Raw genomic sequence first — 21,738 nt, forward strand, 5'->3', positions numbered from 1 at the left:
CTTACCCTAGGGGGAGCTTGTCTCCTTTTTTTTCTGACTGTGCGAAATTCCATGCAGAAAAAACTGAATCGGCACCTGGAGCTCCGCCAAGAACTTAAGGAGATCGAAAAACTGAAGGATCTGGTGATACAGAGTGAAACGGTTGAGGCTTTCCTCAAAAAGATTAAAACTGAAGCAAAGAGTCTAAATCTTGATAGCTCGGCAAAGGATAAAATTCGCGATCTCAAGGTAAATAGGGTTCAGTTCAATCAGCTGATTGCAAAGGCACCATATAACTGGGTGGCAAAAATTAGCGGTTTTCAGCCCATCAACTGAGCCTGGATATACTTCAAAACCCCATCTTCATCCCCAGCCTCAAACCAATTGATTTTTGGATTTCTTTTAAACCAGGTCATTTGGCGTTTTGCATACCTTCGAGAGTTTCTTTTTAGTAACCTAATGGCTTCTTCCCGGTCATATTCTCCTTCTAGATATCCGAATACCTCGGAGTAACCAACGGTTTGAAGTGCATTGAGATGTCTAAGTGGAAAAAACTTCTCTGCTTCTTCAAAAAGTCCTTTATCGATCATTAAGTCCATTCTTTGGTTTATTCGATCATAAAGTGCTTTTCGCTCCATCTCCACTCCGATCTGTATTGTCTCGAAATTCCTTTTAGCAAGAGCCTTATTTCTAAATGAACTAAAGGGCTTGCCAGTTCCTCGAAATACTTCCAAAGCACGCATCAATCGATTTGGGTTTTGAATATCTGCAACCTTCATAAATTCCGAATCAGCTTGTAGAAGCTCATCCTGAAGATATTTCAGCCCAAGTCTCTCGTACTGATCAATTAGTTCCTCACGGATTTCCTTGGGGATTTCTGGAATCGGATCAAAGCCATTGGTTATAGCATCAGCAAATAATCCCGATCCACCCGTCATCACAACCAGATTCTTTGACTTATAAAGTTTATCAAGAATGGCCAATGCGTCCTGTTCAAACTTCTTTACATCGTAATTCTCATGAATGGATCGACTATTAATCAAATGATGTGGAACTTGATCCAATTCCTCTTGGCTCGGTTTGGCAGTGCCAATTTCAAGCTCACAATAAAACTGCCTGCTATCACATGAAATAATCTCAGTCTGTAGATTTTTAGCTACTTTTATAGACAGGGATGTCTTTCCTACTGCAGTGGGACCGACTATCAGAATTAGATACTTTTTGGGCTTTTTTAAAGTCACTTTTGAATATTCTTGGAATGCAAAATAACCAGACATCAAGAAAAAAAATACTGATCATCGAAGATCAGCCTTTACATCAAAAAATATTTGAGAATCTCTTAAGTAGAACTTACGACTTATTCATCGTGAAAACGCTTGACGAAGCCACTAAAATTTTGGAATCGGAAAACCCTCAAATGATGATTATGGACATCCATATAGATGGATTTGATGGAAGAAGTTGTCTCGAGTACCCAACCCTCTTAATTCCGGTCGTGGCCACTAGCGCTTCGGCAGAAATGTCGACAGAAGGATATCAAGAATTTGGTTTTAGTGGTTTTATCAAAAAACCAGCATCAGCACGAGAGACAATAAAAATAGTAGATCGTGCTCTGAAAGAAACCCCACAACAGCTTAAAGAAAAGGAAAACACTTCTGCCTTAAACCAACAAGTGGTAAAGGAGCTCATAAGTTTTAATTCAAAAGAGAGATTAATCTCAATCTATCAGGATTTTATTCTGGAAACCAGGGAATTACTAGATCGCATTGAAAGCTCATTAATTGATAATAGTCAACGAAAAACCATAGAGGTTTTTCATACGATCAAAGGAAATTCAGGAACTTTGGGAGCTCAAAAAATTCACGATCTCAGCACAAAGGCACAAGAGTTCGCACGGGACCAAAATACCCTAGAAGCTAAGAAATTCATACCCATAATTCGCAAAGAAGTAGGCTCCCTAGAGATGCTTCTTGCAAGCCCAACCATATTTAACAATGGACAGCACTAAGAGAATATTAGTAGGCGAGGATAGCTCGGTTATCATAAATTTGACCAAGAGTGTTCTTTCTTTCGAAAATTATGAAATCAAGTCAGCAAAAGATGGAACCCAGGTTTTGGATCTCCTACAGAATGAGGATTTTGATTTAGTTTTGATGGATATTTCAATGCCCAAAATGGATGGAATAGAATGTACAAAGGCTATTAGAAACCTTCCTGACCAAGCAAAAGCATCCATTCCAATTATTGCGATTACAGGTAATCTTAAAAACTTCACCAAAGAGCAATATAAGACGATGGGATTTACTGATTTTCTTCAAAAACCATTAAATTATGACTTGCTTTTGGCAACCGTGAAGAAGATCATAAATAAGTAGATGACGATAAAATACACGAAGCATTTTCTTGATAAACTAGAAAACCTGTTTGCGGGGTCAGAATACGTTCTCCGCTATGAAAAAGGCAACTTCAAGTCTGGCTACTGTATTTTAAAAGACACTAAAATAGTCATCATCAATAAGTACTTTCCGCTGGATGGAAAGATCAATGCCCTTATTGAAATTCTTTCAGAACTACAGCTTAACCCACAGGATTTCGCGAATAAAGCAGATCAGGATTTTCTGGAAAAACTAGGACAAACCACGCTTAAATTTTGAAAGTAACTTTCCTCGGTACTGGTACTTCTCAAGGTGTTCCCGTGATAGGCTGTGAATGTCCTGTTTGTAAATCATTGGATTTTAGAGATAAACGAACCCGATCATCTATTTTCATTCAGGTAGAAGAATTGAATGTCGTGGTGGACACAGGGCCTGATTTCCGTATGCAAATGCTGCAAAACCAGGTAAAAAAATTGGATGCGGTTCTTTTTACCCATGAGCACAAAGATCATACAGCTGGCCTGGATGATATTCGCCCATTTAATTTTAAGCAAAAGAAGGACATGCCCGTCTACGGGAGAAAGCAAGTTTTAGAGCAAATCTCCGCAGAGTTTGCCTATGTTTTCAGCCAAAAAAAATATCCCGGTGTTCCTCAGGTAAATCGTATTGAAATTGATGAAAGACCGTTCAAGATAGACGGTGTAGAGATTGTGCCTTTGCCAGTTTGGCACTATAAGCTTCCAGTCCTCGGTTTTAGAATAAAGGATTTCGCTTATATCACAGATGCCAACTCTATTCCTGAGGAGACTTTCGAAAAATTAAAAGGAGTCAAAGTTTTGGTGCTAAATGCATTGCAAAAAACACCGCATATTTCACATTTTACTCTAGAGGAGGCTGTAGAAGTTGCAAGAAGAGTCAAAGCTGAAAACACCTATTTTACTCACATTTCTCATAAGTTAGGGGAACATGCTGAAATAGATGAATCACTCGAAAACGGTATCTCTTTGGCTTATGATGGTCTGGTCCTAAATTTGGACTGATGCACCTGAATTATCACTACTTAAAATTTCTTTGTCCTGCCTTAGAAACTCAACTTATAGGGAAGTCAATATTATCCTGCTTTTCTCATAAAGATCGGGAAATTCAATTCGAACTGAGTAGTGAATTACACCTCAAACTTTTGATTGACCCGCCCAGAACATTTTTCTCATTTCCCGAGAAAATCAGCAGGGCAAAACAAAATAGCAAAGATATATTTCAAGCTATTTGGGGATCGAAAATCTCGGTTGTCAAGGTTATACCAAATGATCGATCCTTCTTTTTGAAGACAGAATCAGGTCACTTGGTTCTATTTAAACTTCATGGAAACAGAAGCAACTGTCTCCTTTTTTCACCTTCTGAGGATTTACCGATTGAAATTTTTATCAGGAAATTCAAAGATGATTTAAATCTCAAGGTTTCAGATTTAAAAAAAGAGCTTGATTTAACTTTTGAAAACTTCGAAAAACTTGATGGAAATGCCTCCCGATTTATCCCAACTCTGGGTAAAATTCCAAGGGATTGGCTGAAGGAAAGAGGTTACCCAGAATCCGATCTGGAAAAAAAATGGATGCTCCTGGAAGAGCTAAGGGATATATTGGATACACCCCATTATCGTATCATCAAGCAAGGTCATTCCTATGAATTGAGTCTGCTTCCTCACCCGGATGAAATTACCGTCAAAGAGTTTGGTGATCCTATCCAAGCAGCCAATGAATTATTCTACTACGGAGTAATTCGGTCTCAATTTGAACAGGGCAAAGCTCGACTTGTCAAAGAGCAAAATGATCAGATCAAGAGAACCCGAAGTTTTATAGAAAAAGCTAAAGCGAATCTAGAGACATTAAAATCCAGCCCTCCTCCATCCCAACTTGCCGATGTTATCATGGCCAATTTGCATCAATTTAAAAATGGAGAAGCTAGGATTTATGATTTCTATACTCAAGAAGAAAGGACTATAAGCATTCCTGCCAACCAAACTCCTCAGGCTTATGCAGAAAAGCTTTATAAAAAGAAAAAAACCAGGAAATTAGAATGGGAACAACTAGAAAAAAACATAAAGCATAAACAGAAATCTCTTGAGGCTTCGGAAATCATTCTTGAAGAATTGCAAACCGTAAAAGACTATAGAACCCTTAAGAAATTCATTAAGTCAAAAGACATCAATCCCAAAGGAAAGAGAGATGTTGAAATGCTTCCTTTCAAAGAGTTTACTTATAAGGGCTACCCCATATGGGTCGGTAAATCTGCAAAGGCAAATGACGAAATGCTACGGAAATACTCGAAAAAGAATGACTATTGGTTACATGCCAGAAATGTGGCAGGCTCACATGTCGTCATAAAATGGCAAGGAATGGCAGAGCCAAAAGATGATATTTTAGAAACAGCAGGTTCTTTAGCCGCTCACTATTCTAAGGCAAAATCACAACCTCTGGCTCCTGTTATTTTCACTCAGGTGAAGTTTGTAAGGAAAGTAAAAGGAAGCCCAGCTGGCTCAGTGGCCGTAGATAAGGAGACGGTGATAATGGTAGAACCAAAAAGCCCAGAGGTCCTATTTGGGAAATCTAATTAGGCCCATAAACCGGTTGTCTCGGTGGCCCCACACTCAACTTTTTAAATCCCTTTATCAAAAAAACTGTACCTGTAATCCCTGTGGCACCTCCTACATAAAGAAGGGCCCTACCCACATCCGGATTATCGCCTAATAACTGACCTCCAAGGATGGTTACGCTATACCCGATAGTGGAAATAATAATCCCGGTGGTTAGATCTTTTTGAGCCTTATGCAAATTCAATTCTACCTCATACAGGTCCTGCTGAACTTGTATTATGGTTCTTTGAAGGGTATCGGTAGGGTGATAGTTCAAACTTTGGGCAAGCGAATGACTTGAACAGATCAAACTGAAAAAAAAGAGAAGAAATATTCTCATAACTGAAGGGTTACTGGTTAATCCAATTTTTAAAATCAGACACCTTCTCCCTCGCTACAACCAAAGCATCCTCTAAATTTGGTCCATCTATGGTAAGAGATAACCTTCCATTAGTATAGGGTCTCATTTCCATCAGACCATCAAGGTGAATGATGACTGATCGATTGATTCGATAAAATTTAAGTGGATCTAATAGCTCCTCCACAAGCACATTAAGGTTATAATCGACAATAAATTTCTGAGTAGAACCAATCTTCATCAAATAAGTAATTCCATCCTTAGAATAAAAACATGAAATTTCCTCAGTTGGGATGAATTTGAACTTAGAACCAAACTTAGCTAGAAATCTTTTTTTGTAATTCTTTGAAGTATAATTTCTTAAAATTTGCTCGAAAACAGAAGTATCCACTTTCGGAGTCGAAGAATCATTTCTTAATCTGTCGTACTTCGAAAATGCCTCAATTAGTCGGTCTTCATCAATTGGCTTTAGGATATAGTCTAAACAAAAATGATTAAAAGCTTCAAGTGAATAAGAATCATAAGCCGTTATAAAAATTATCGGGCAGGTTATTGAAACCCTACTTAAAGCTTCAAAAACAAGGCCGTCTGCAAGATGAATATCACATAGCAAAAGGTCATAATTGTCATTTGAATTAATCGCATCTTCAAATTCTGCGACACTTTCAACTGTTTCAAAAATCTCAAAATGAGGAAAATTCCTTTCCAGGATAATCTTTATTTTTTTGAGCGCTAAGGGCTCATCTTCAGCTAATAGAATCTTCATGTTGGTGAATCAAAGGGATTAGGACCTGAAAAGAATCATCGAGATCATTCACTATGACTTCGCGATTTAAAAACGCATATCTCTCAATTATGTTTTTAAGTCCAATACCCATGGATTCTTCAACCACATTTTTTTTCTGTTTTTCATTCCAAACAGAAATTGATTCTCCCACCTTTCCAACCACCACTTTTAGTGGCTTTTTGGAAGTGAAAAAATTGTGCTTTACAATGTTCTCAATAAGAAGCTGAAGTACAACAGGAGCTATAAATACTTCATTTTTTTTGTCAAAATCTTCTAATTCAATATCTAAGGAATCTCCAAAACGAACATCCAATAAATCCAGATAAGAATTTAAAAAATTCATTTCCTGATGAAGCGAGACCAGTTCATTTGAATTATTTTGGAGTACATATCTATAAATCTTTGAGAGATTCTGTAAGTATTTTTCAGCAGCTTTGACGTCAGAGCTTATCAGCTCGGACAAGGCATTAAGGTTATTAAAAAAGAAATGCGGGTTTAATTGAGCATTCAGCGAACCCACCTGAGCTCGGATAGTCTCAGTTTTTAACTTTTCCGTTTCGATTTGTTTTTGCTGAAAGCGATTATTAAAAAAAACTATTGCGTTCACGCAATTCAAAAATAGGTTTATCCTAAATGCAAATCCTCCAGTAAGTAGTAGGTTTTTCCCTACAAAACTGTATGCTCCACCAAGTGTAATCCCGCTAATAGCTACTGAACCCATAGCTACTATTCCCGCCAAGGCAAAGCTTGCTATAAACTGTATTAGTAAAGGGTGAAATTTGGTATATAAGGGTAATAGCTTTCGCTCAATTAAAAAATTACCGAACCATATGGAATAACTTATTCCGAGTATTACAAAAAATATTGACTGGTTTGAGGCCTCGACCTGATAAAGTCTGTCACCTTCAAGTATTACGATGTTGAGGAAGGAATAAATACCAAGTAAGCCCGCAAACAACCAATTGAACCTATGTCCAAATATTCCAACTGTAGTATCCCTAATTTGCATACCCTTCTCCGTTTCCTCCACAAGGTTTTAAAAAAGAATCAAGGATGGTCTCCCATCCCTGATTCATAACAATTCACTTTTATAGAGTTGGCAATACCACTCCATCGATTACGTGAACGACACCATTTTCGATAGCCACATCAGGAACAATTACATTGTATGTACTTCCTGCACTATCAGTTACGGTAACATTTGCTCCATTTCTGGTTACGGTCAACATCTCACCAGCAAGGGTTGGAACCATTTGCTCTCCATCCGCAAGATCGAAAGAGAAGGCAGTGGCTGGTACCACGTGGTATCCAAGAACTTTAACTACCGCCTCAGCTCCGAGTAGATCGATTAGCTCTTCAAGAGATCCTACACCCAGGGTAGTCAAAAGATCACCAAATGCGTCATTAGTTGGAGCGAACACAGTCATCGCCTCCTGATCCAATAATGTTTGACCAAGCCCAGCGGCAGTTACTGCATCTATAAGAATGGTCAAATTAGCCGCTGTAGCTGCTTCTACCACATTCGGTAGATCAATAGTTGGTAAAAGAACACCGTCGATTACATGTACTACTCCGTTTTCGATGGCAACATCAGCTGCAACAACATTTACCGTGTTTCCAAGAGCATCGGTTACAGTCACATTGCCGCCACTAGATTCTACAGTAATGTCCTGGCCATTCAAGGTTGTAAATGTATTTGAAGAACCTAGATCACCAGAGAATGCAACCGCTGGAACTACATGGAAACCAAGCACGGATTGCAGATTTTCAATTCCTCCAATTCTTGCTACAAGCTCATTAAGGTTGCTAGCATTGAAGGCTTCTAAAGCTGCTCCGAAAGCATCATTGGTTGGTGCAAACACCGTGATAGCTTCAGCATCTAATAACGTTTGACCCAAACCAGCTGCTGTTACTGCATCCAAAAGAATGGTAAGACCAGCATCAGTTGCGGCTTCTACAATATTTGGTAACTCAAGGTTTGGTAGGAGTACTCTATCAATTACGTGTACTACACCATTTTCTATTGGAACATTTGCTGCTACTACGTTTGCTGTATTTCCAAGAGCATCAGTAACAGTAACACTTCCACCATTGGCCATTACAGTGATATCCTGTCCGTTCAAAGTGGTGAAGGTATTCATAGGTTCAAGATCCGTAGAGAACGCTACCGCTGGCACCACGTGGAAACCTAATACAGATTGCAAATTCTCAATTCCACCTATTTTAGCAACAAGTTCATCCAAGCTGTTTGCATTGTAAGCTGCTAAAGCGTCAGCAAAAGCATCGTTGGTTGGAGCGAATACTGTGATAGCATCAGCATCTAGCAAGGTTTGGCCCAAACCAGCAGCGGTTACAGCATCTATCAGAGTGGTAAGACCTGCTTCTGTTGCAGCTTCTACAATATTTGGGAACATCAAATCAGGGAGCATCATACCGTTGATTACATGCACAACACCGTTTTCAATTTCGATGTCAGCAGCAACCACCTGGGCAGTTCTACCGAGTGCGTCCGTAACTTCTACAGTTCCACCTGCTACCTCTACGGTAATATTCTGTCCAGACAAAGTGGTGAATGAGTTGCTAGGCTCAAGATCAGTTGAAAAAGCAACTGCAGGAACCACATGGAAGCCAAGCACAGTCTCAAGATTTTCTACTCCACCTATTTTTGTCACAAGTTCATTCAAGTCAGCTGCACCAAATACTTCAAGTGCGGCTGCGAAAGCTTCATTAGTCGGCGCAAAAACAGTTATTGCGTCAGCACCTAGTAGTGCTTCAGGCAATCCATCCACTGCAGATACAGCATCAATTAAAGTAGTCAAACCTGCATCAGTTGCAGCTTCAACAAGAGTTGGCTTTGGTAAATCTAATTCAGGTAAAAGAACACGATCAATCACATGCACAACACCATTCTCAATCTCTACGTCAGCTTGGATCACACGTGCTGTATTTCCAGCAGCATCTACAACTGTTACGATGCCAGGCGCGGAATTAACTGTAAGCTGCTGCCCTGAAACAGTGGTAAATACGTTTGTTTCATTCAAGTTTTGTGAAAAAGCAACAGCTGGCACGACATGAAAACCAAGAACAGTCTGTAGGTTAGAAGCACCACCTAATTTATCTACCAAATCGTTTAGATCAGTGGCATCAAAGGCTTCCAAAGCAGCTGCAAAAGCATCATTGGTAGGGGCAAATACGGTAATGGCTTGCTGGTCTTGAAGAGTAGCTTCTAACCCTGGTATTGCTCTAACTGCTGCAACAAGGGTGGTTAAGCCAGCGTCTTCAGCTGCTTCCATTAAGGTCGGAGAAGGAATAGGGCCTTGATAATCCTCGCTCTCACAAGAAATGGCTCCTATTAAAAATAGTCCTAAGACTAAAAAGGATAGTAATTTTTTCATCGGTGTCTATTGTTTAGTTTGATGTATAAACATAGATTAAGAACTTTTGATACCATTTTCCTTTTCAACCGTCTAGATTCCCAGTTGAACTGTCCTTAAAAACCAATGAACTGCGGGAGCCCCAGTATCAATTTCCTGATCGAGTTTGATTTCGAGAATGATTTATCTAAAAAGATATTTTAGGTTTGGGCATAAAAAAACCTCCCAATTGGGAGGTCCATAAATCTATCGATAATAACTACTTCACAATGTGGATTTTCAGCATGTTTGTTCTTCCCTTTTCCTTAAGGGGCATACTGGCCGTATTGATAATTACATCACCACTATTTACATGCCCATCTAATTTGAGTGTATTTTCTATATCATCAAAAGTGGCATCCGTACTTACCTGACTGGTGTAAAGATAAGTTCTAACACCCCAAACCAGGCTCATCTGCGTAAGGAGTTTTGGGTTTTGGGTAAACACAAAAATATCAGCAAGAGGCCTGTGTGAAGCGATTCTGAATCCTGTAAAACCTGAAGAGGTAATTCCTACAATGGCTTTGGCCTTAACATTTCTGGATAACCTAGACGCCATCAAAATGAGATTATTGCTTAAAAATGTCTCATCTGTTTCTGGGATTTTATAGAGATGATTGTAAATCTCCGCGTTTTCTTCAAGGTAAGAAATGATGCTTGTCATGGCTTTTACTGCATTCACGGGATAATTCCCAGAAGCAGTTTCGGCTGAAAGCATGACCGCATCCGCACCATCTAAAACGGCATTAGCCACGTCGTTGGTTTCAGCTCTTGTCGGCCTTGGATTTGAGATCATGCTTTCCATCATTTGCGTAGCAATAATCACGGGCTTGCAAGCTAGCTTACACTTCTCCACCATTTTTTTCTGCCAAAGAGGAACTATCTCCTGTGGAACTTCTACTCCAAGATCACCTCTGGCTACCATAATCGCATCAGTAGCTTCAATAATGTCATCAATATTCTCAAGAGCCTCAGGCTTCTCAATTTTAGCTACAATCTTACAATCCTTTCCAGCCTTATTTATCCTTTCTCTTAAATCCAGAATATCATCAGCAGATCTAACAAATGACAAGGCAATCCAATCCACATCCTGGGATAAGCCGAACTCAAGGTCCTTTAAATCTTTTTCGGTTAGAGAAGGTGCACTGACTTTCGTGTTTGGAAGATTGATTCCCTTTCTGGATTTCAAAATACCACCATGAATGACAGTACAGTTCACGTTTTTCCCATCTGTATCTATCACTGAAAGCTCGAGGTTTCCATCATCAATTAGTATTCGGTCCCCTGGTGATACATCCTGAGGAAGATTTTGGTAAACAGTGCTAACTAGGTTACTCGTACCCAAAACTTCTTCATTTGTGATGGTGATTTTTTGTCCTGGCGCAATCTCTACTCCATTATCCTTTACCTCTCCTACTCGAATTTTAGGACCTTGTAAATCTTGAAGAATTCCAAGGTGCAGACCGTGCTCCTCATTTATTTTTCGGATAAAACCAATGACCTCTTCATGAATATCATGAGTTCCGTGAGAAAAGTTCAGTCTAAAAACATCTGCTCCTGCCACAGCTAGATTTTTGATAACCTCCATGTTGTTTGAGGCAGGACCAATGGTGGCTAGAATTTTGGTTTTATTGAAAATGATGGGGTTCATAGGTAATTTTAATAGGTTAAAAGATTTTCTCTCGACTTAATCTTATTTACATTTAATTTGATCACATTCTGAATATGCACTTCTCTGGAAAGATGCTCTAAAAAGAGATCAGCATTGAGCTCAGTGGTTTCATCCTGGATGATTAAAAAGAAATCCACATTTCTCAATTCTGGGATTAAATATGAGATTTGTGCAGCTGAAGTTAAGGACTTATTCTTTAACAGCTGGACGTATCCGTATGGCAAAGAAAGAAAATATTGAGATATTTTAAGAATCGGAGCGTTAAGAAACTCCATTTCCAAATCATCTTCTTTTTCCAGATTAATTCCCATTCGCTTATTGATTATCCAGGCAAGTTTATAATCCCTGACAGGCGTAATCAATCCCAAAAGATCAAAATCGTATGAGTGTTCTACTAGTAATTTGGTTTTCTTCATAGGGTAGAAACATAAGTTTCAAAGTTAAAAATTTATATTGTTCTCAAGACTGGAATAATAGGCACTGAAATTTACTTGAATCAATATTTTGTCAATTAGCCATTAAATCCATTTCTTTGTGCAGTATTAATCAATAAACTGATCATAAAATGTCTGAAATTGCAGAAAAAGTAAAAGCCATTATTGTTGACAAACTGGGCGTAGAAGAGTCTGAAGTAACTATGGAAGCAAGCTTCACAAATGATTTGGGAGCTGACTCTCTTGACACTGTAGAATTGATCATGGAATTTGAAAAGGAGTTCAATCTTTCCATCCCTGATGATCAGGCAGAGCAAATTGGTACAGTAGGTCAAGCTGTATCTTACCTAGAAGCGAACGTAAAATAAAAACTGAATAAATTCATTTTATGAATTTAAGGAGAGTTGTAGTAACGGGAATCGGTGCACTCACACCAATAGGCAATAATTCTGACGATTTCAGAAAAGCATTGGCTACTGGTGTGAGCGGTGCTGCTCCTATTACTCACTTTGACGCCTCACTTTTTAAGACTCAGTTTGCCTGCGAGGTAAAGAATTTCGATGTCCAAGATTACATTGATAGAAAGGAAGCCCGGAAAATGGATCCTTTCACACAGTATGCTATGGTCACTGTGGAAGAAGCAATGAATGATTCTGGACTTGATTTAGACAAAATCAATCTGGCAAGAGCCGGCGTGATTTGGGGTTCTGGAATCGGTGGATTAAAGACTTTTCAAGATGAAGTCACCGGGTTTGCTACCGGGAATGGTGAACCAAGGTTCAATCCATTCTTTATCCCAAAAATGATTGCAGATATCAGTGCAGGATTTATTTCTATCAAGTATGGATTCAGGGGACCTAACTTCGTAACCGTTTCCGCTTGTGCATCAGCAACCAATGCCCTGATCGATGCTTTTAATTACATCCGACTAGGTAAAGCAGATATATTTATTAGTGGTGGTTCAGAAGCCGCGGTGACCGAAGCTGGAATTGGCGGTTTTAATGCCATGAAAGCTTTGTCCCAAAGGAACGATTCTCCTGAAACTGCTTCCAGGCCATTTGATAAAGACAGAGATGGCTTTGTTCTCGGTGAAGGTGCAGGGGCATTAATTCTGGAAGAGTATGAGCATGCAGTAGCTCGTGGTGCTAAAATTTATGCTGAAATTGTTGGTGGTGGAATGTCAGCTGATGCTTATCACATGACCGCTCCACATCCCGAAGGTCTTGGAGCTAGCAGCGTGATGACACTTGCCCTGGAAGATGCCGGTCTTGATCCAGAGGCTATCGACTATATTAATGTTCATGGAACCTCCACTCCTTTAGGTGATGTAAGTGAAACTAAGGCCATTCAAAAAGTATTCGGTGCACATGCTTATAAACTAAACATCAGTAGTACCAAGTCTATGACTGGGCATTTACTCGGTGCGGCAGGTGCGATAGAAGCCTTGGCGTGTATTTTCGCCTTGCAGGATGGAATTGTACCTCCTACTATCAATCATTTTACGGATGATGAAAATCTTGATCCTGATTTGAATCTTACGTTTAATAAGGCGCAGCAAAGAGATTTAAATTATGCGCTCAGCAATACCTTTGGGTTTGGCGGGCATAATTGCTCCGTAATTTTCAAGAAACATATCTAAACTGAATCTTGAGCGTTTTTCAAAAACTCGGAATTCAGAAGATTTTTTTCAACCAAAAAGACAAAAGGCTTGCTTCCAACATCAAATTGATAGTTGGTCGCAAGCCTTTAAATTTACCCCTCTACCGACTAGCTTTGACACCCGCAGGTCTTGGTGACCAAAATGCCGAAGGAGTGGCCATTTCAAATGAACGTCTGGAGTTTCTTGGAGATGCTGTTCTTGGCTCTATAGTGGCGGATTATCTTTACATCAAATACCCTTATAGAAATGAAGGTTTTCTGACCGAAACAAGGGCAAAGATTGTCAATAGAGAAACCCTCCACCAAGTTGGTTTAAAAATAGGGCTAAGAAATATTTTCTCGGAAGAGCTAGAAGGTAGAAGCATTGTTCAGGGAAAATCTCTTTACGGAGATATGCTTGAGGCCTTGATTGGAGCTATTTATCTGGATCGTGGATATTCCTTCTGCAAAAGTTATATTCTCGAAAGGCTACTGATTCATATTGACGTAGAAGAAGCTATTAGAACCACAGTAAACTATAAGAGTAAAATCATAGAATGGTCACAGAAAGAAGGAAAAACTGTCGAGTTCAAGCTTCTCAATGTCAGCGGAAATCAGCGATTCAAAGAGTTCACAGTAAGTCTGGAAATAGATCAGGAGGAAATATCTCAAGGAAAGGGGCCAAACAAAAAGAAAGCCGAACAGGATGCATGTGAAAATGGTTGTAAAGTGCTCGATATTGAGCTTTAAAGGCTAATTTCACAATCTAATTCACCCGGATAATGAATCTTAAAATTGCGGCGGTTTCGGTTAATCAAACACCTCTCGATTGGAAAGGTAATCTTGAACGGATTGTAAAAGGAATTAATGAGGCCAAAAGTGCTGACGCTGATTTTATTTGCTTTCCTGAATTATCCATTTGTGGATATGGTAGCGAGGATCTTTTTCTAAGTCATTGGTACCCAGCTAGATCTCTTTCTCAGCTGAAAGAGCTCCTACCTCACACCCAGGGTATTACTCTTGCAGTAGGACTTCCAGTTAGAATTGAAAAGGAGGTTTATAATACTGTCGCCATAATTGAGGATGGATCCTTGAAGGGCTTTGTTCCCAAACAGTTTATGGCCATAGATGGAGTACATTATGAGTTTCGATGGTTTACACCATGGCCTCACGGCAAATTAATTGAATTGGACTTTTTTGGTGAGAAAATCCCATTTGGGGATCAAATCTTCAACCTCAAAGGTGTAAAATATGGCTTCGAAATCTGTGAAGATGCTTGGAGAAAAGAGAAAAGACCGGGTTATCGCCTGCAGGATAGAAAAGTAGATTTAATCTTCAACCCAAGTGCGAGTCACTTTGCCATGGGTAAAACGGAAGAGAGAATAGACTTAATGAAAGAAAGCTCGAAGCTTTTTGATTGCTTTTACGTTTATGTCAATCTTTTGGGCAACGAGTCAGGACGAATGATTTTCGATGGCGAACGAATACTTGCACATAAGGGCAAGATTTTGGGAAGGGCTCCTCTCCTATCTTTCAAAGATGTTGTCGTATCCTATTTTGAGCTATCACCAGAAAAACAAAACCCATCTGCCGTAATTCCCAAAGAAAAAGAATTTGTGCAAGCAGCTGCATTGGCTCTTTTCGATTACATGAGGAAAAGCCGAAGCAAGGGCTTTGTGCTTTCACTAAGTGGTGGTGCTGATTCATCTACCTGTGCCGTTTTGGTTTCTGAAATGGTCAAAAGGGGAATAGCTGAACTTGGGAAAGAAGAGTTTCTTAATAAAGCAGGCTTAAAAGGGGATTTTTCTACCGAAAAAGAAATTGTCCATGAACTGCTCATAACGGCTTATCAGGGTACAAAAAATTCATCAGAAGACACTTTCCTCAGTGCCAAAGAACTAGCCGAAAGTATTGGAGCTAAATTTTATCATTGGGAAATAGACGATGAGGTAAATTCATACCGTAGCAAAATCGAAAAAGCTATTGGAAGAGAATTAACCTGGGAACAAGACGATATCACGCTCCAGAATATTCAGGCCAGAGCAAGGTCTCCCATCATTTGGATGCTCTCAAACCTGAACAACGCTTTGCTTATGGCTACCTCAAATCGAAGCGAAGGAGATGTTGGTTATACCACGATGGATGGTGATACCAGTGGAAGTATATCTCCTATTGCCGCTGTAAGCAAAGACTTCATCATCAATTGGCTAAAATGGGCTGAAAAAAACCTGAATCAGAGTGGGCTGGCCAGGGTCAATGCTTTGCAGCCCAGTGCAGAACTCAGGCCACTGGAAACCACCCAAACAGACGAAAAAGATTTAATGCCGTATCCAGTTTTACTGGAGATAGAAAAACTAGCCATTCGGGATCAGAAGTCACCTCTGGATGTTTATTTGATTCTAAAAGAAGAATTAACGCTTGACTCCCAAACTTTAAAGGGATATATCAAAAAATTCTACCAACTTTGGGCCAGAAACCAATGGAAGCGAGAAAGGCTTGCTCCTTCATTTCATCTGGATGAGTTCAATGTCGACCCAAAAACCTGGTATCGATTTCCCATTCTTTCTGCAGGATATTCGGAAGAACTTAAAGAACTCGAAAACTTCAACTAATCAGTATGTTTGAATTAATCCTATCCTATTTTGTCTGGGACCCTGATCCTTCTGTAATCCCGGGATGGAGCCGACCACCCTGGTACAGTATTTTATTTGCGGCCGGGTTTATAATCTCTCAGCAATTCATGATTTACTTCTTTAAAAAGGAGGGGCAGAAACCTGAATTAGTTGATAGATTAACGGTTTATATGGTCTTAGCGACCATTATTGGTGCAAGGCTGGGACATGTACTTTTCTATGAGCCAGAACGATATTTTAGTAATCCAATTGATATCTTAAAAGTCTGGGAAGGAGGACTAGCCTCCCATGGAGCTGCTATCGGGATTCTTTTTGCTCTTTGGCTTTATGCCAAAAAAACACCAGGGCAAAATTACCTCTGGATAGTCGACAGGATCGTGATTGTCACAGCTCTGACAGGTGCATTCATCCGGTTTGGTAACCTGATGAATTCTGAGATTGGTGGAATGGATACCGGTACTGACTCTGGGATTGTTTATGCATGGCATACAGAGGAGCTTCTGTCTTCCTTAAAAGTCCCGATTATTTCTATCGACCCATACAAACCGGCGGATCGTAAAGCTGAATTAATGGGTAATGGAATTGTTCCGGTAAATATCGCTTTGGAAATTAATAAAGGAAGCTATTCTCTTGAGGACCTTGAGACTACTTTGAATAGAGATTTGAAATATGCCTTAACGAGGTTTGAATCGAGTAAGCAGTATTTGGCTGAACCACCGGAAACTCCCTTGGATTTAGTCCTTGAAGATAAGGGAAGCTATTACCTCGCCACGGTAAAAACCTTCGGACGCACCAAACATCCAACTCAAATCTATGAGTCAATCACCTATTTCTTGATTTTCCTGATTCTATTTGGATTATGGATGAAATACAAAGCGAGGTTACCTGAAGGTATATTATTGGGAATCTTTCTGGTTTCAGTTTTCGGAATGCGTTTCTTCTGGGAGTTTTTCAAAGAAAACCAGGTCGAATTCGAAGACTCACTTCAATATAACATGGGACAAATACTAAGCGTACCATTAGTAATTATAGGTGTTGGCCTCATTATAAGGGCGCTAAGGAATGGGTTGAAACCTGAAACTGATTAAGGAACAGGATCATGACCATGTCCACCCCATGGATGGCACCGAGATATACGTTTCAGACCAAGTTTTCCACCTTTCCAAACTCCGTGCTTCATGATCGCCTCCTTCATATACTGACTGCAAGTGGGAGTAAATCTGCAACTAGAAGGAAATAAAGGAGAGATCAAATATTGATAGACCGTCACCGGAAAAATTGCTATCTGTTTTAAAATTGATTGAAGAGACATAAACTCGGTTCTAAAGAAGAAGAACAAAAATAACCAATAAGAATTCCAGCTTGAAGTTAAACTTCTCACATATCGTTAAAATCCTTCTATTTTCAGGAATATTCTTTGGTTTCTGGCAACCTTCGGCTAAAGCCCAAGATACGGCTTTACCTCCTATTGTCACTCCAAGTAACCCTCCTGAAAAAGTGAGGGTTAATAACATCTATGTCATAGGAAATGAAAAAACCAGAAAAAGCATTATTCTTAGGGAGCTGGATTTTATTACTGATTTCGACTACGACTGGAATACGTTCTTAGAAATCCTAATCGCTGATCAGCAAAAAATTTATAATCTCAGGCTTTTCACCACGGTAGAAATATCCCCCCTCTTCATTACGGAAGATGAAGTAGAAATACTAATTACTGTTCAGGAAAGATGGTATATAGTTCCTTCTATCATTTTTCGCTTGGCCGATCGAAACTTTGCGGAATGGTGGACCAATCAGGGAAGAGACTTATCAAGAGTAAATTATGGTCTGAGACTAAGCCATGGTAATGTGGGAGGTAGAAATGAAAAACTCCGATTTGCTGGTCAATTGGGTTTTACCAGAGCTTTGGATCTGAGATACAATAAACCCTACATTGATAAAAATCAGAAACAAGGTTTGGCCTTCCGTTTAAACTTTGCAGAGCAAAAAACTATCCCAATTCGATCTGCAAACAACAGACAGGTTTTCTACACGAATGAAAATGAAGAAATTCTTAGGGAAAATTTTCTAACCTCACTTACTTACACTTATCGTCGTAGTTTTTATAATTTTCATTTTTTGACCCTTGGCTATAATAGCACGACTATTAATCCTGACGTGCTTCAGGAAAATCCAGATTACTTTCAGTCGGAAAATAACAAGCTTCGCTACTTATATGCTTCTTACACCTTTAGACACGATAGACGGGATAACGTGGCCTACGCGACGGACGGTGAATTCTTAGAACTAACCGCTACCAAGTATGGGATCTTTTTCGTGGATGAACTAGATGAGGTAGAAGTTAGTATTACGGCAAACCGTTATTTTAAAATCAACGATAAATTCCACTTCAACACAGGATTGACCGCTAATTGGTTTTTAAGTCAGACTCAACCGTACACTTTGGTGCGTGGTATAGGTTATAACCCCTATTTTATCCGGGGATATGAACTTAATGTCATCGAAGGTCAGCAGCTCTATACGCACAAAAATAGCTTCAGATGGAAGTTTGTGGACTGGCAAATCGACATAGGCAAATTTGTCCCTCTTGATCAGTTTTCAGTCATTCCGATTAAGCTTTACCTAAGTGCAAACTTTGACCACGGATTTGTAAAAGATAGAAATAACATTCCAGAGAATGCTCGGCTCACAAATACTTATTTGTTCGGATATGGTACAGGAATAGACCTGGTCGGCCTCTACGATGCAGTATTTCGTTTTGAACTTTCCTTCAATAATCAGGGAGAAAGTAACTTTTTCTTGAATATCCGCGCACCCTTCTAGGCTGAGTTTTAGCCCTAGCCTTTCTTTTATCAGATTTAATAACTAAATTCTCTTTCACTTTTTTGACTGAGGATGAGGTTATTTTTTATCATCTGCTTTTTGTCTTTGTGCTTTTGTTCCTTCGGACAAAGTTACCTTCCCACCCAAACCCACGGGGCAAGAAGTCATGGTATGGGTACTATCAGACTGAATCTCCAGGATTCATGGTCCTATTTCAATAATATTGGAGCCCTTGCTAGAAATGAAAGTACTGGGATCTCTGTGGGTTATGATTCACGCTTTGGACTGAAAGAACTGCAAACGGTGAGTCTTGCCGGAAATTTCCCTATCCAATTCGGTCAAATCGGTTTTGGAGTAAGTCGATTTGGAGGCAAGCTATTTAACCAGCAAAGCCTTGGAATCGGCTTTTCCAACCAGTTGGGAATAGTATCCTTTGGAATTAAGGCTGATTGGTTCCAAACCAACATTGAGGGCTTTGGAACTGGGAATTCTCTCATCTTTAACTTTGGAGGAGTAGCCGAACTAGGGCCAAAAATATTTCTTTCCACCCATGTCAGTAATGTAAATCGCGCCAAACTCAGCAAGAATACGGAGGAGCGACTCGACACTCAAATTGATATGGGAATGAGCTATATCCCTAACTCCAAACTAGGACTTCATCTCGAGCTATCTAAAAGTCTTCAAAATGACCCAAGGGTAAGAGCCGGACTGGAATATTCGCTAAAGGATTGGGTGATTTTTCGCACAGGGATCATCTCCAATCCTGGAGATATCTTTTTTGGGCTCGGGCTGAAGCCAGGGAAATTCTTGGCTGATTATGCCTTCGGCCAAAATGGACCCCTTGGAAGCACTCATCACTTAAGCATAGGTTGGATATGGTGAGGAACTCAATTTTTTTGCTCTTGAGCTATTTTTTGATGGTCACAAGCTTTGCACAGGAAGTGCCAAAGAAAGAGATCGATTTAGAAGATTTTATCGAAAGAGTATTCCCAATTCAGGAGCAAGACCTTGATTACGAAGCTATTTACGAGGTTCTTTTCCAGCTTTACCAAAACCCAATAGACATAAATGAAGCAAATGCAGAGATTCTTCAGGCAACCTATTTACTCAAACCTTACCAAATAGAATCCATTCTGAACTACCGCCAGCAATTCGGACCTTTTCTCAGCCTTTATGAATTGCAAGCCATCCCCGAGATTGGGTTGGAAGATCTGCTTAGGCTCGCTCCTTTTCTCCAATTAGGCAAGGGGAAAAGCGAAAACCCAAAAGATTTCTTTTCACGAATTCCAGATGCAAATCAAGCCTATTTACTTTTCCGACATCGAAGAACCTGGGAGCGAAGGAGGGGTTTTACACCTGCGGATACCAGCAGCTCAGGCAGAGTTTCCAGCAGATACCTGGGAGATCCAAACGAGATTTATATTAGAATGAGATTGCAAAAAACTCGAGATTTTAGCTTTGGATTTACCTTAGAAAAGGATGCCGGAGAACAGTTTGTCTGGGATAGGTCTACTAACCGGATAGGCTTTAATTTTTATTCCTTTCACTTGGCTAAATACAATTTGGGCAAATGGAAAAATATCACCTTAGGAGATTTTCAGGCTGCCTTTGGACAAGGCCTTGTATTTGGTGCCGGATTTATATTGGGAAAAGGTGCTGAGACTGTCAGTACTGTCAGGAGAAGCAGTGTTGGCATTTTACCATATACCGCCGCACTGGAATTTGGCTTTTTCCGAGGTTTAGGAGCTACTTATCAATTTAATCGTGATGTCAAGGCTACAATTATAGCTTCTCGAGTTCCGAGGGACGGTCGACTACAGAACTCTTTAGACAGTTTACTAGAAGAATCAGGCTCCTTTAGCTCTATAAATCAAAGCGGCCTGCATAGAACCAATTCAGAAATAGCTACAAAAAATCAGCTTAAGGAGACGAGTCTGGGTGTGAATCTAGAGTATAGCAGAAAGTCATTTTCTGGTGGATTAAACTTTCTTTCAGTGAATTTCGATCGTCCATGGCAGCCCACTCCCAGACCATATAATCAGTTTGATTTTAAGGGAGATCAAAACCAAAATGCGAGTACCTATTTCAATTACAATTGGAAGAATTTCTTTGCATTTGGAGAAGCTGCTATTTCCACATCAGGGGGTACGGGAATTGTTGCAGGAATTATTGGAAGCTTGCGTAAAGAAGTGAGTATGTCTATTCTTTACAGAAATTATGATCGGGATTTTCACAGTTTCTATTCTAATGCATTTTCAGAAAGTACAAGACCGAACAATGAACGCGGGATTTACCTTGGTTTAGAACTTAATCCAATCAAAAAATGGAAACTCAATCTTCACTATGATTTTTTCAAATTTCCTTGGCTTCGCTTCCGGGCCTATGCCCCCTCAAATGGGTATGAATGGCTATCCAGACTTACCTTCCGACCGGGGAAAACTCTAACTACTTTCATCCAAATAAGGCAAGAACAAAAGGAGAGAAACATATCAGATACAGGAGAATCGCAATTAGGGTATCAGCTTGCTCCTTTGAATAGAATAAATGGACTTTGGAATCTTGACAAGCAGCTAAGTACCCGATTATTCATTCGGTCCAGGATCATGTGGAGCAAGATAAAATTCAATGAGAATGAAAGTTATGGCTTCCTTATTCTTCAAGATATTAAGTTACATATGGACAGATGGAGATTGACCGGAAGGATTTCTTTATTTGATACTGACGACTACGATGCCCGGCTTTATGCATTCGAAAGTAATGTCCTTTGGACTTTTTCAATACCTGCATTCTCAGGTCGTGGAATTCGCTATTACCTTTTGGCTCAATACCAGGTTCATCCCCGATTGACTCTTTATATGCGGATAGCGAGAACAAGTTTTTCTGATCGGAAAGAAGTCAGTTCTGGACTTCAAACCATTCAGGGAAATAATCAAACGGACACCCACTTTTTAGTGAAGTATGACCTTTTCAAATAATTCCATCAATGGTCTCTTTTCT

22 protein-coding genes are annotated in these 21,738 nt (G+C 39.7%); 14 read left to right on the plus strand and 8 right to left on the minus strand.

Annotation, left to right across the window (positions count from 1 at the left end):
* Positions 1-51 precede the first annotated feature (51 nt).
* Complete coding sequence (locus QVH07_RS00305; protein WP_289998104.1) at positions 52-315, plus strand: hypothetical protein; 264 nt, start codon at positions 52-54, stop codon at positions 313-315.
* Here QVH07_RS00305 and miaA read toward each other — a convergent pair.
* Complete coding sequence (gene miaA, locus QVH07_RS00310) at positions 300-1,220, minus strand: tRNA (adenosine(37)-N6)-dimethylallyltransferase MiaA (protein ID WP_289998105.1); 921 nt, start codon at positions 1,218-1,220, stop codon at positions 300-302. The two genes, QVH07_RS00305 and miaA, sit on opposite strands and share 16 nt — an antisense overlap.
* Positions 1,221-1,237: 17 nt before the next feature.
* Here miaA and QVH07_RS00315 point away from each other — a divergent pair, with 17 nt between their 5' ends.
* The 5 genes from QVH07_RS00315 to QVH07_RS00335 are packed head-to-tail and all read left to right on the plus strand — an operon-like array spanning position 1,238 to position 4,965.
* The gene (locus QVH07_RS00315; RefSeq protein WP_289998106.1) at positions 1,238-1,987 is read left to right on the plus strand and encodes an Hpt domain-containing response regulator; all 750 of its coding nucleotides are present in this window, start codon (positions 1,238-1,240) and stop codon (positions 1,985-1,987) included.
* Positions 1,974-2,354, plus strand: a complete 381-nt coding sequence (locus QVH07_RS00320) for a response regulator (RefSeq protein ID WP_289998107.1) — start codon at positions 1,974-1,976, stop codon at positions 2,352-2,354. The genes QVH07_RS00315 and QVH07_RS00320 overlap by 14 nt, the downstream gene beginning before the upstream one ends.
* Positions 2,355-2,633, plus strand: a complete 279-nt coding sequence (locus QVH07_RS00325) for a hypothetical protein (RefSeq protein ID WP_289998108.1) — start codon at positions 2,355-2,357, stop codon at positions 2,631-2,633. It begins immediately after the preceding gene.
* Positions 2,630-3,394 (plus strand): MBL fold metallo-hydrolase, encoded by a 765-nt coding sequence (locus QVH07_RS00330; RefSeq protein WP_289998109.1) that lies wholly within the window; start codon positions 2,630-2,632, stop codon positions 3,392-3,394. Before QVH07_RS00325 ends, QVH07_RS00330 begins: the two co-directional genes overlap by 4 nt.
* On the plus strand, positions 3,394-4,965 hold the full coding sequence (locus QVH07_RS00335) for an NFACT RNA binding domain-containing protein (RefSeq protein ID WP_289998110.1): 1,572 nt from the start codon (positions 3,394-3,396) through the stop codon (positions 4,963-4,965). Before QVH07_RS00330 ends, QVH07_RS00335 begins: the two co-directional genes overlap by 1 nt.
* Here the strand turns inward: QVH07_RS00335 and QVH07_RS00340 are convergent.
* The 6 genes from QVH07_RS00340 to QVH07_RS00365 all read right to left on the minus strand — a co-directional run bounded on the left by QVH07_RS00340 (position 4,958) and on the right by QVH07_RS00365 (position 11,629).
* Positions 4,958-5,323, minus strand: coding sequence for a hypothetical protein (locus tag QVH07_RS00340; RefSeq protein ID WP_289998111.1), 366 nt, complete (start codon positions 5,321-5,323; stop codon positions 4,958-4,960). The two genes, QVH07_RS00335 and QVH07_RS00340, sit on opposite strands and share 8 nt — an antisense overlap.
* Positions 5,324-5,333: 10 nt before the next feature.
* Entirely contained in the window at positions 5,334-6,107 is a 774-nt protein-coding gene (locus QVH07_RS00345; protein ID WP_289998112.1) for a LytR/AlgR family response regulator transcription factor, read from the minus strand.
* Complete coding sequence (locus QVH07_RS00350) at positions 6,088-7,137, minus strand: sensor histidine kinase (RefSeq protein WP_289998113.1); 1,050 nt, start codon at positions 7,135-7,137, stop codon at positions 6,088-6,090. The genes QVH07_RS00345 and QVH07_RS00350 overlap by 20 nt, the downstream gene beginning before the upstream one ends.
* A 79-nt stretch (positions 7,138-7,216) precedes the next feature.
* The gene (locus QVH07_RS00355; protein WP_289998114.1) at positions 7,217-9,523 is read right to left on the minus strand and encodes a fasciclin domain-containing protein; all 2,307 of its coding nucleotides are present in this window, start codon (positions 9,521-9,523) and stop codon (positions 7,217-7,219) included.
* 238 nt (positions 9,524-9,761) lie between these two features.
* A complete protein-coding gene (gene pyk / locus QVH07_RS00360; RefSeq protein ID WP_289998115.1) occupies positions 9,762-11,192 on the minus strand; it encodes a pyruvate kinase in 1,431 nt (476 codons plus the stop codon).
* Positions 11,193-11,200: 8 nt separating this feature from the next.
* Positions 11,201-11,629 carry an IPExxxVDY family protein gene (locus tag QVH07_RS00365; RefSeq protein WP_289998117.1) on the minus strand — a complete coding sequence of 143 codons (429 nt, stop codon included), beginning with the start codon at positions 11,627-11,629 and terminating at the stop codon, positions 11,201-11,203.
* Positions 11,630-11,778: 149 nt separating this feature from the next.
* Here QVH07_RS00365 and QVH07_RS00370 point away from each other — a divergent pair, with 149 nt between their 5' ends.
* The 5 genes from QVH07_RS00370 to QVH07_RS00390 are packed head-to-tail and all read left to right on the plus strand — an operon-like array spanning position 11,779 to position 17,006.
* Positions 11,779-12,015: an acyl carrier protein gene (locus tag QVH07_RS00370; RefSeq protein ID WP_289998118.1), complete on the plus strand. Its 237-nt coding sequence runs from the start codon at positions 11,779-11,781 to the stop codon at positions 12,013-12,015.
* Between the two features lie 20 nt (positions 12,016-12,035).
* A complete protein-coding gene (fabF, locus tag QVH07_RS00375) occupies positions 12,036-13,286 on the plus strand; it encodes a beta-ketoacyl-ACP synthase II (RefSeq protein WP_289998119.1) in 1,251 nt (416 codons plus the stop codon).
* 8 nt (positions 13,287-13,294) lie between these two features.
* A complete protein-coding gene (gene rnc / locus QVH07_RS00380) occupies positions 13,295-14,035 on the plus strand; it encodes a ribonuclease III (RefSeq protein ID WP_289998120.1) in 741 nt (246 codons plus the stop codon).
* A 32-nt stretch (positions 14,036-14,067) separates the two neighbouring features.
* Positions 14,068-15,897: an NAD(+) synthase gene (gene nadE / locus QVH07_RS00385; RefSeq protein WP_435367047.1), complete on the plus strand. Its 1,830-nt coding sequence runs from the start codon at positions 14,068-14,070 to the stop codon at positions 15,895-15,897.
* 5 nt (positions 15,898-15,902) lie between these two features.
* Positions 15,903-17,006: a prolipoprotein diacylglyceryl transferase gene (locus QVH07_RS00390; RefSeq protein ID WP_289998121.1), complete on the plus strand. Its 1,104-nt coding sequence runs from the start codon at positions 15,903-15,905 to the stop codon at positions 17,004-17,006.
* Here the strand turns inward: QVH07_RS00390 and yidD are convergent.
* Positions 17,003-17,230: a membrane protein insertion efficiency factor YidD gene (gene yidD / locus QVH07_RS00395; protein WP_289998122.1), complete on the minus strand. Its 228-nt coding sequence runs from the start codon at positions 17,228-17,230 to the stop codon at positions 17,003-17,005. The two genes, QVH07_RS00390 and yidD, sit on opposite strands and share 4 nt — an antisense overlap.
* 50 nt (positions 17,231-17,280) lie before the next feature.
* On the opposite strand from yidD, the gene QVH07_RS00400 reads away from it, so the two are divergent.
* The 3 genes from QVH07_RS00400 (at position 17,281) to QVH07_RS00410 (ending at position 21,716) form a co-directional block, all read left to right on the plus strand.
* Positions 17,281-18,741, plus strand: a complete 1,461-nt coding sequence (locus QVH07_RS00400) for a BamA/TamA family outer membrane protein (protein ID WP_289998123.1) — start codon at positions 17,281-17,283, stop codon at positions 18,739-18,741.
* Positions 18,742-18,912: 171 nt separating this feature from the next.
* Positions 18,913-19,623: a PorV/PorQ family protein gene (locus QVH07_RS00405; RefSeq protein ID WP_289998124.1), complete on the plus strand. Its 711-nt coding sequence runs from the start codon at positions 18,913-18,915 to the stop codon at positions 19,621-19,623.
* 20 nt (positions 19,624-19,643) lie between these two features.
* On the plus strand, positions 19,644-21,716 hold the full coding sequence (locus QVH07_RS00410; RefSeq protein WP_289998125.1) for a ComEA family DNA-binding protein: 2,073 nt from the start codon (positions 19,644-19,646) through the stop codon (positions 21,714-21,716).
* Positions 21,717-21,738 lie beyond the last annotated feature (22 nt).

Source organism: Algoriphagus sediminis (assembly GCF_030403435.1).
GTDB classification, from domain to species: Bacteria; Bacteroidota; Bacteroidia; order Cytophagales; family Cyclobacteriaceae; genus Algoriphagus; species Algoriphagus sediminis.

Coding starts and splice junctions, on each gene's coding strand:
- QVH07_RS00390 (WP_289998121.1), top strand. CDS start 15,903: ATGTTTGAATTAATCCTATCCTATTTTGTCTGGGACCCTGATCCTTCT.
- nadE (WP_435367047.1), top strand. CDS start 14,068: ATGAATCTTAAAATTGCGGCGGTTTCGGTTAATCAAACACCTCTCGAT.
- pyk (WP_289998115.1), bottom strand. CDS start 11,192: ATGAACCCCATCATTTTCAATAAAACCAAAATTCTAGCCACCATTGGT.
- QVH07_RS00405 (WP_289998124.1), top strand. CDS start 18,913: ATGGGTACTATCAGACTGAATCTCCAGGATTCATGGTCCTATTTCAAT.
- QVH07_RS00340 (WP_289998111.1), bottom strand. CDS start 5,323: ATGAGAATATTTCTTCTCTTTTTTTTCAGTTTGATCTGTTCAAGTCAT.
- QVH07_RS00350 (WP_289998113.1), bottom strand. CDS start 7,137: ATGCAAATTAGGGATACTACAGTTGGAATATTTGGACATAGGTTCAAT.
- QVH07_RS00325 (WP_289998108.1), top strand. CDS start 2,355: ATGACGATAAAATACACGAAGCATTTTCTTGATAAACTAGAAAACCTG.
- QVH07_RS00355 (WP_289998114.1), bottom strand. CDS start 9,523: ATGAAAAAATTACTATCCTTTTTAGTCTTAGGACTATTTTTAATAGGA.
- fabF (WP_289998119.1), top strand. CDS start 12,036: ATGAATTTAAGGAGAGTTGTAGTAACGGGAATCGGTGCACTCACACCA.
- QVH07_RS00305 (WP_289998104.1), top strand. CDS start 52: ATGCAGAAAAAACTGAATCGGCACCTGGAGCTCCGCCAAGAACTTAAG.
- QVH07_RS00335 (WP_289998110.1), top strand. CDS start 3,394: ATGCACCTGAATTATCACTACTTAAAATTTCTTTGTCCTGCCTTAGAA.
- QVH07_RS00370 (WP_289998118.1), top strand. CDS start 11,779: ATGTCTGAAATTGCAGAAAAAGTAAAAGCCATTATTGTTGACAAACTG.
- QVH07_RS00315 (WP_289998106.1), top strand. CDS start 1,238: ATGCAAAATAACCAGACATCAAGAAAAAAAATACTGATCATCGAAGAT.
- QVH07_RS00320 (WP_289998107.1), top strand. CDS start 1,974: ATGGACAGCACTAAGAGAATATTAGTAGGCGAGGATAGCTCGGTTATC.
- yidD (WP_289998122.1), bottom strand. CDS start 17,230: ATGTCTCTTCAATCAATTTTAAAACAGATAGCAATTTTTCCGGTGACG.
- QVH07_RS00345 (WP_289998112.1), bottom strand. CDS start 6,107: ATGAAGATTCTATTAGCTGAAGATGAGCCCTTAGCGCTCAAAAAAATA.
- QVH07_RS00365 (WP_289998117.1), bottom strand. CDS start 11,629: ATGAAGAAAACCAAATTACTAGTAGAACACTCATACGATTTTGATCTT.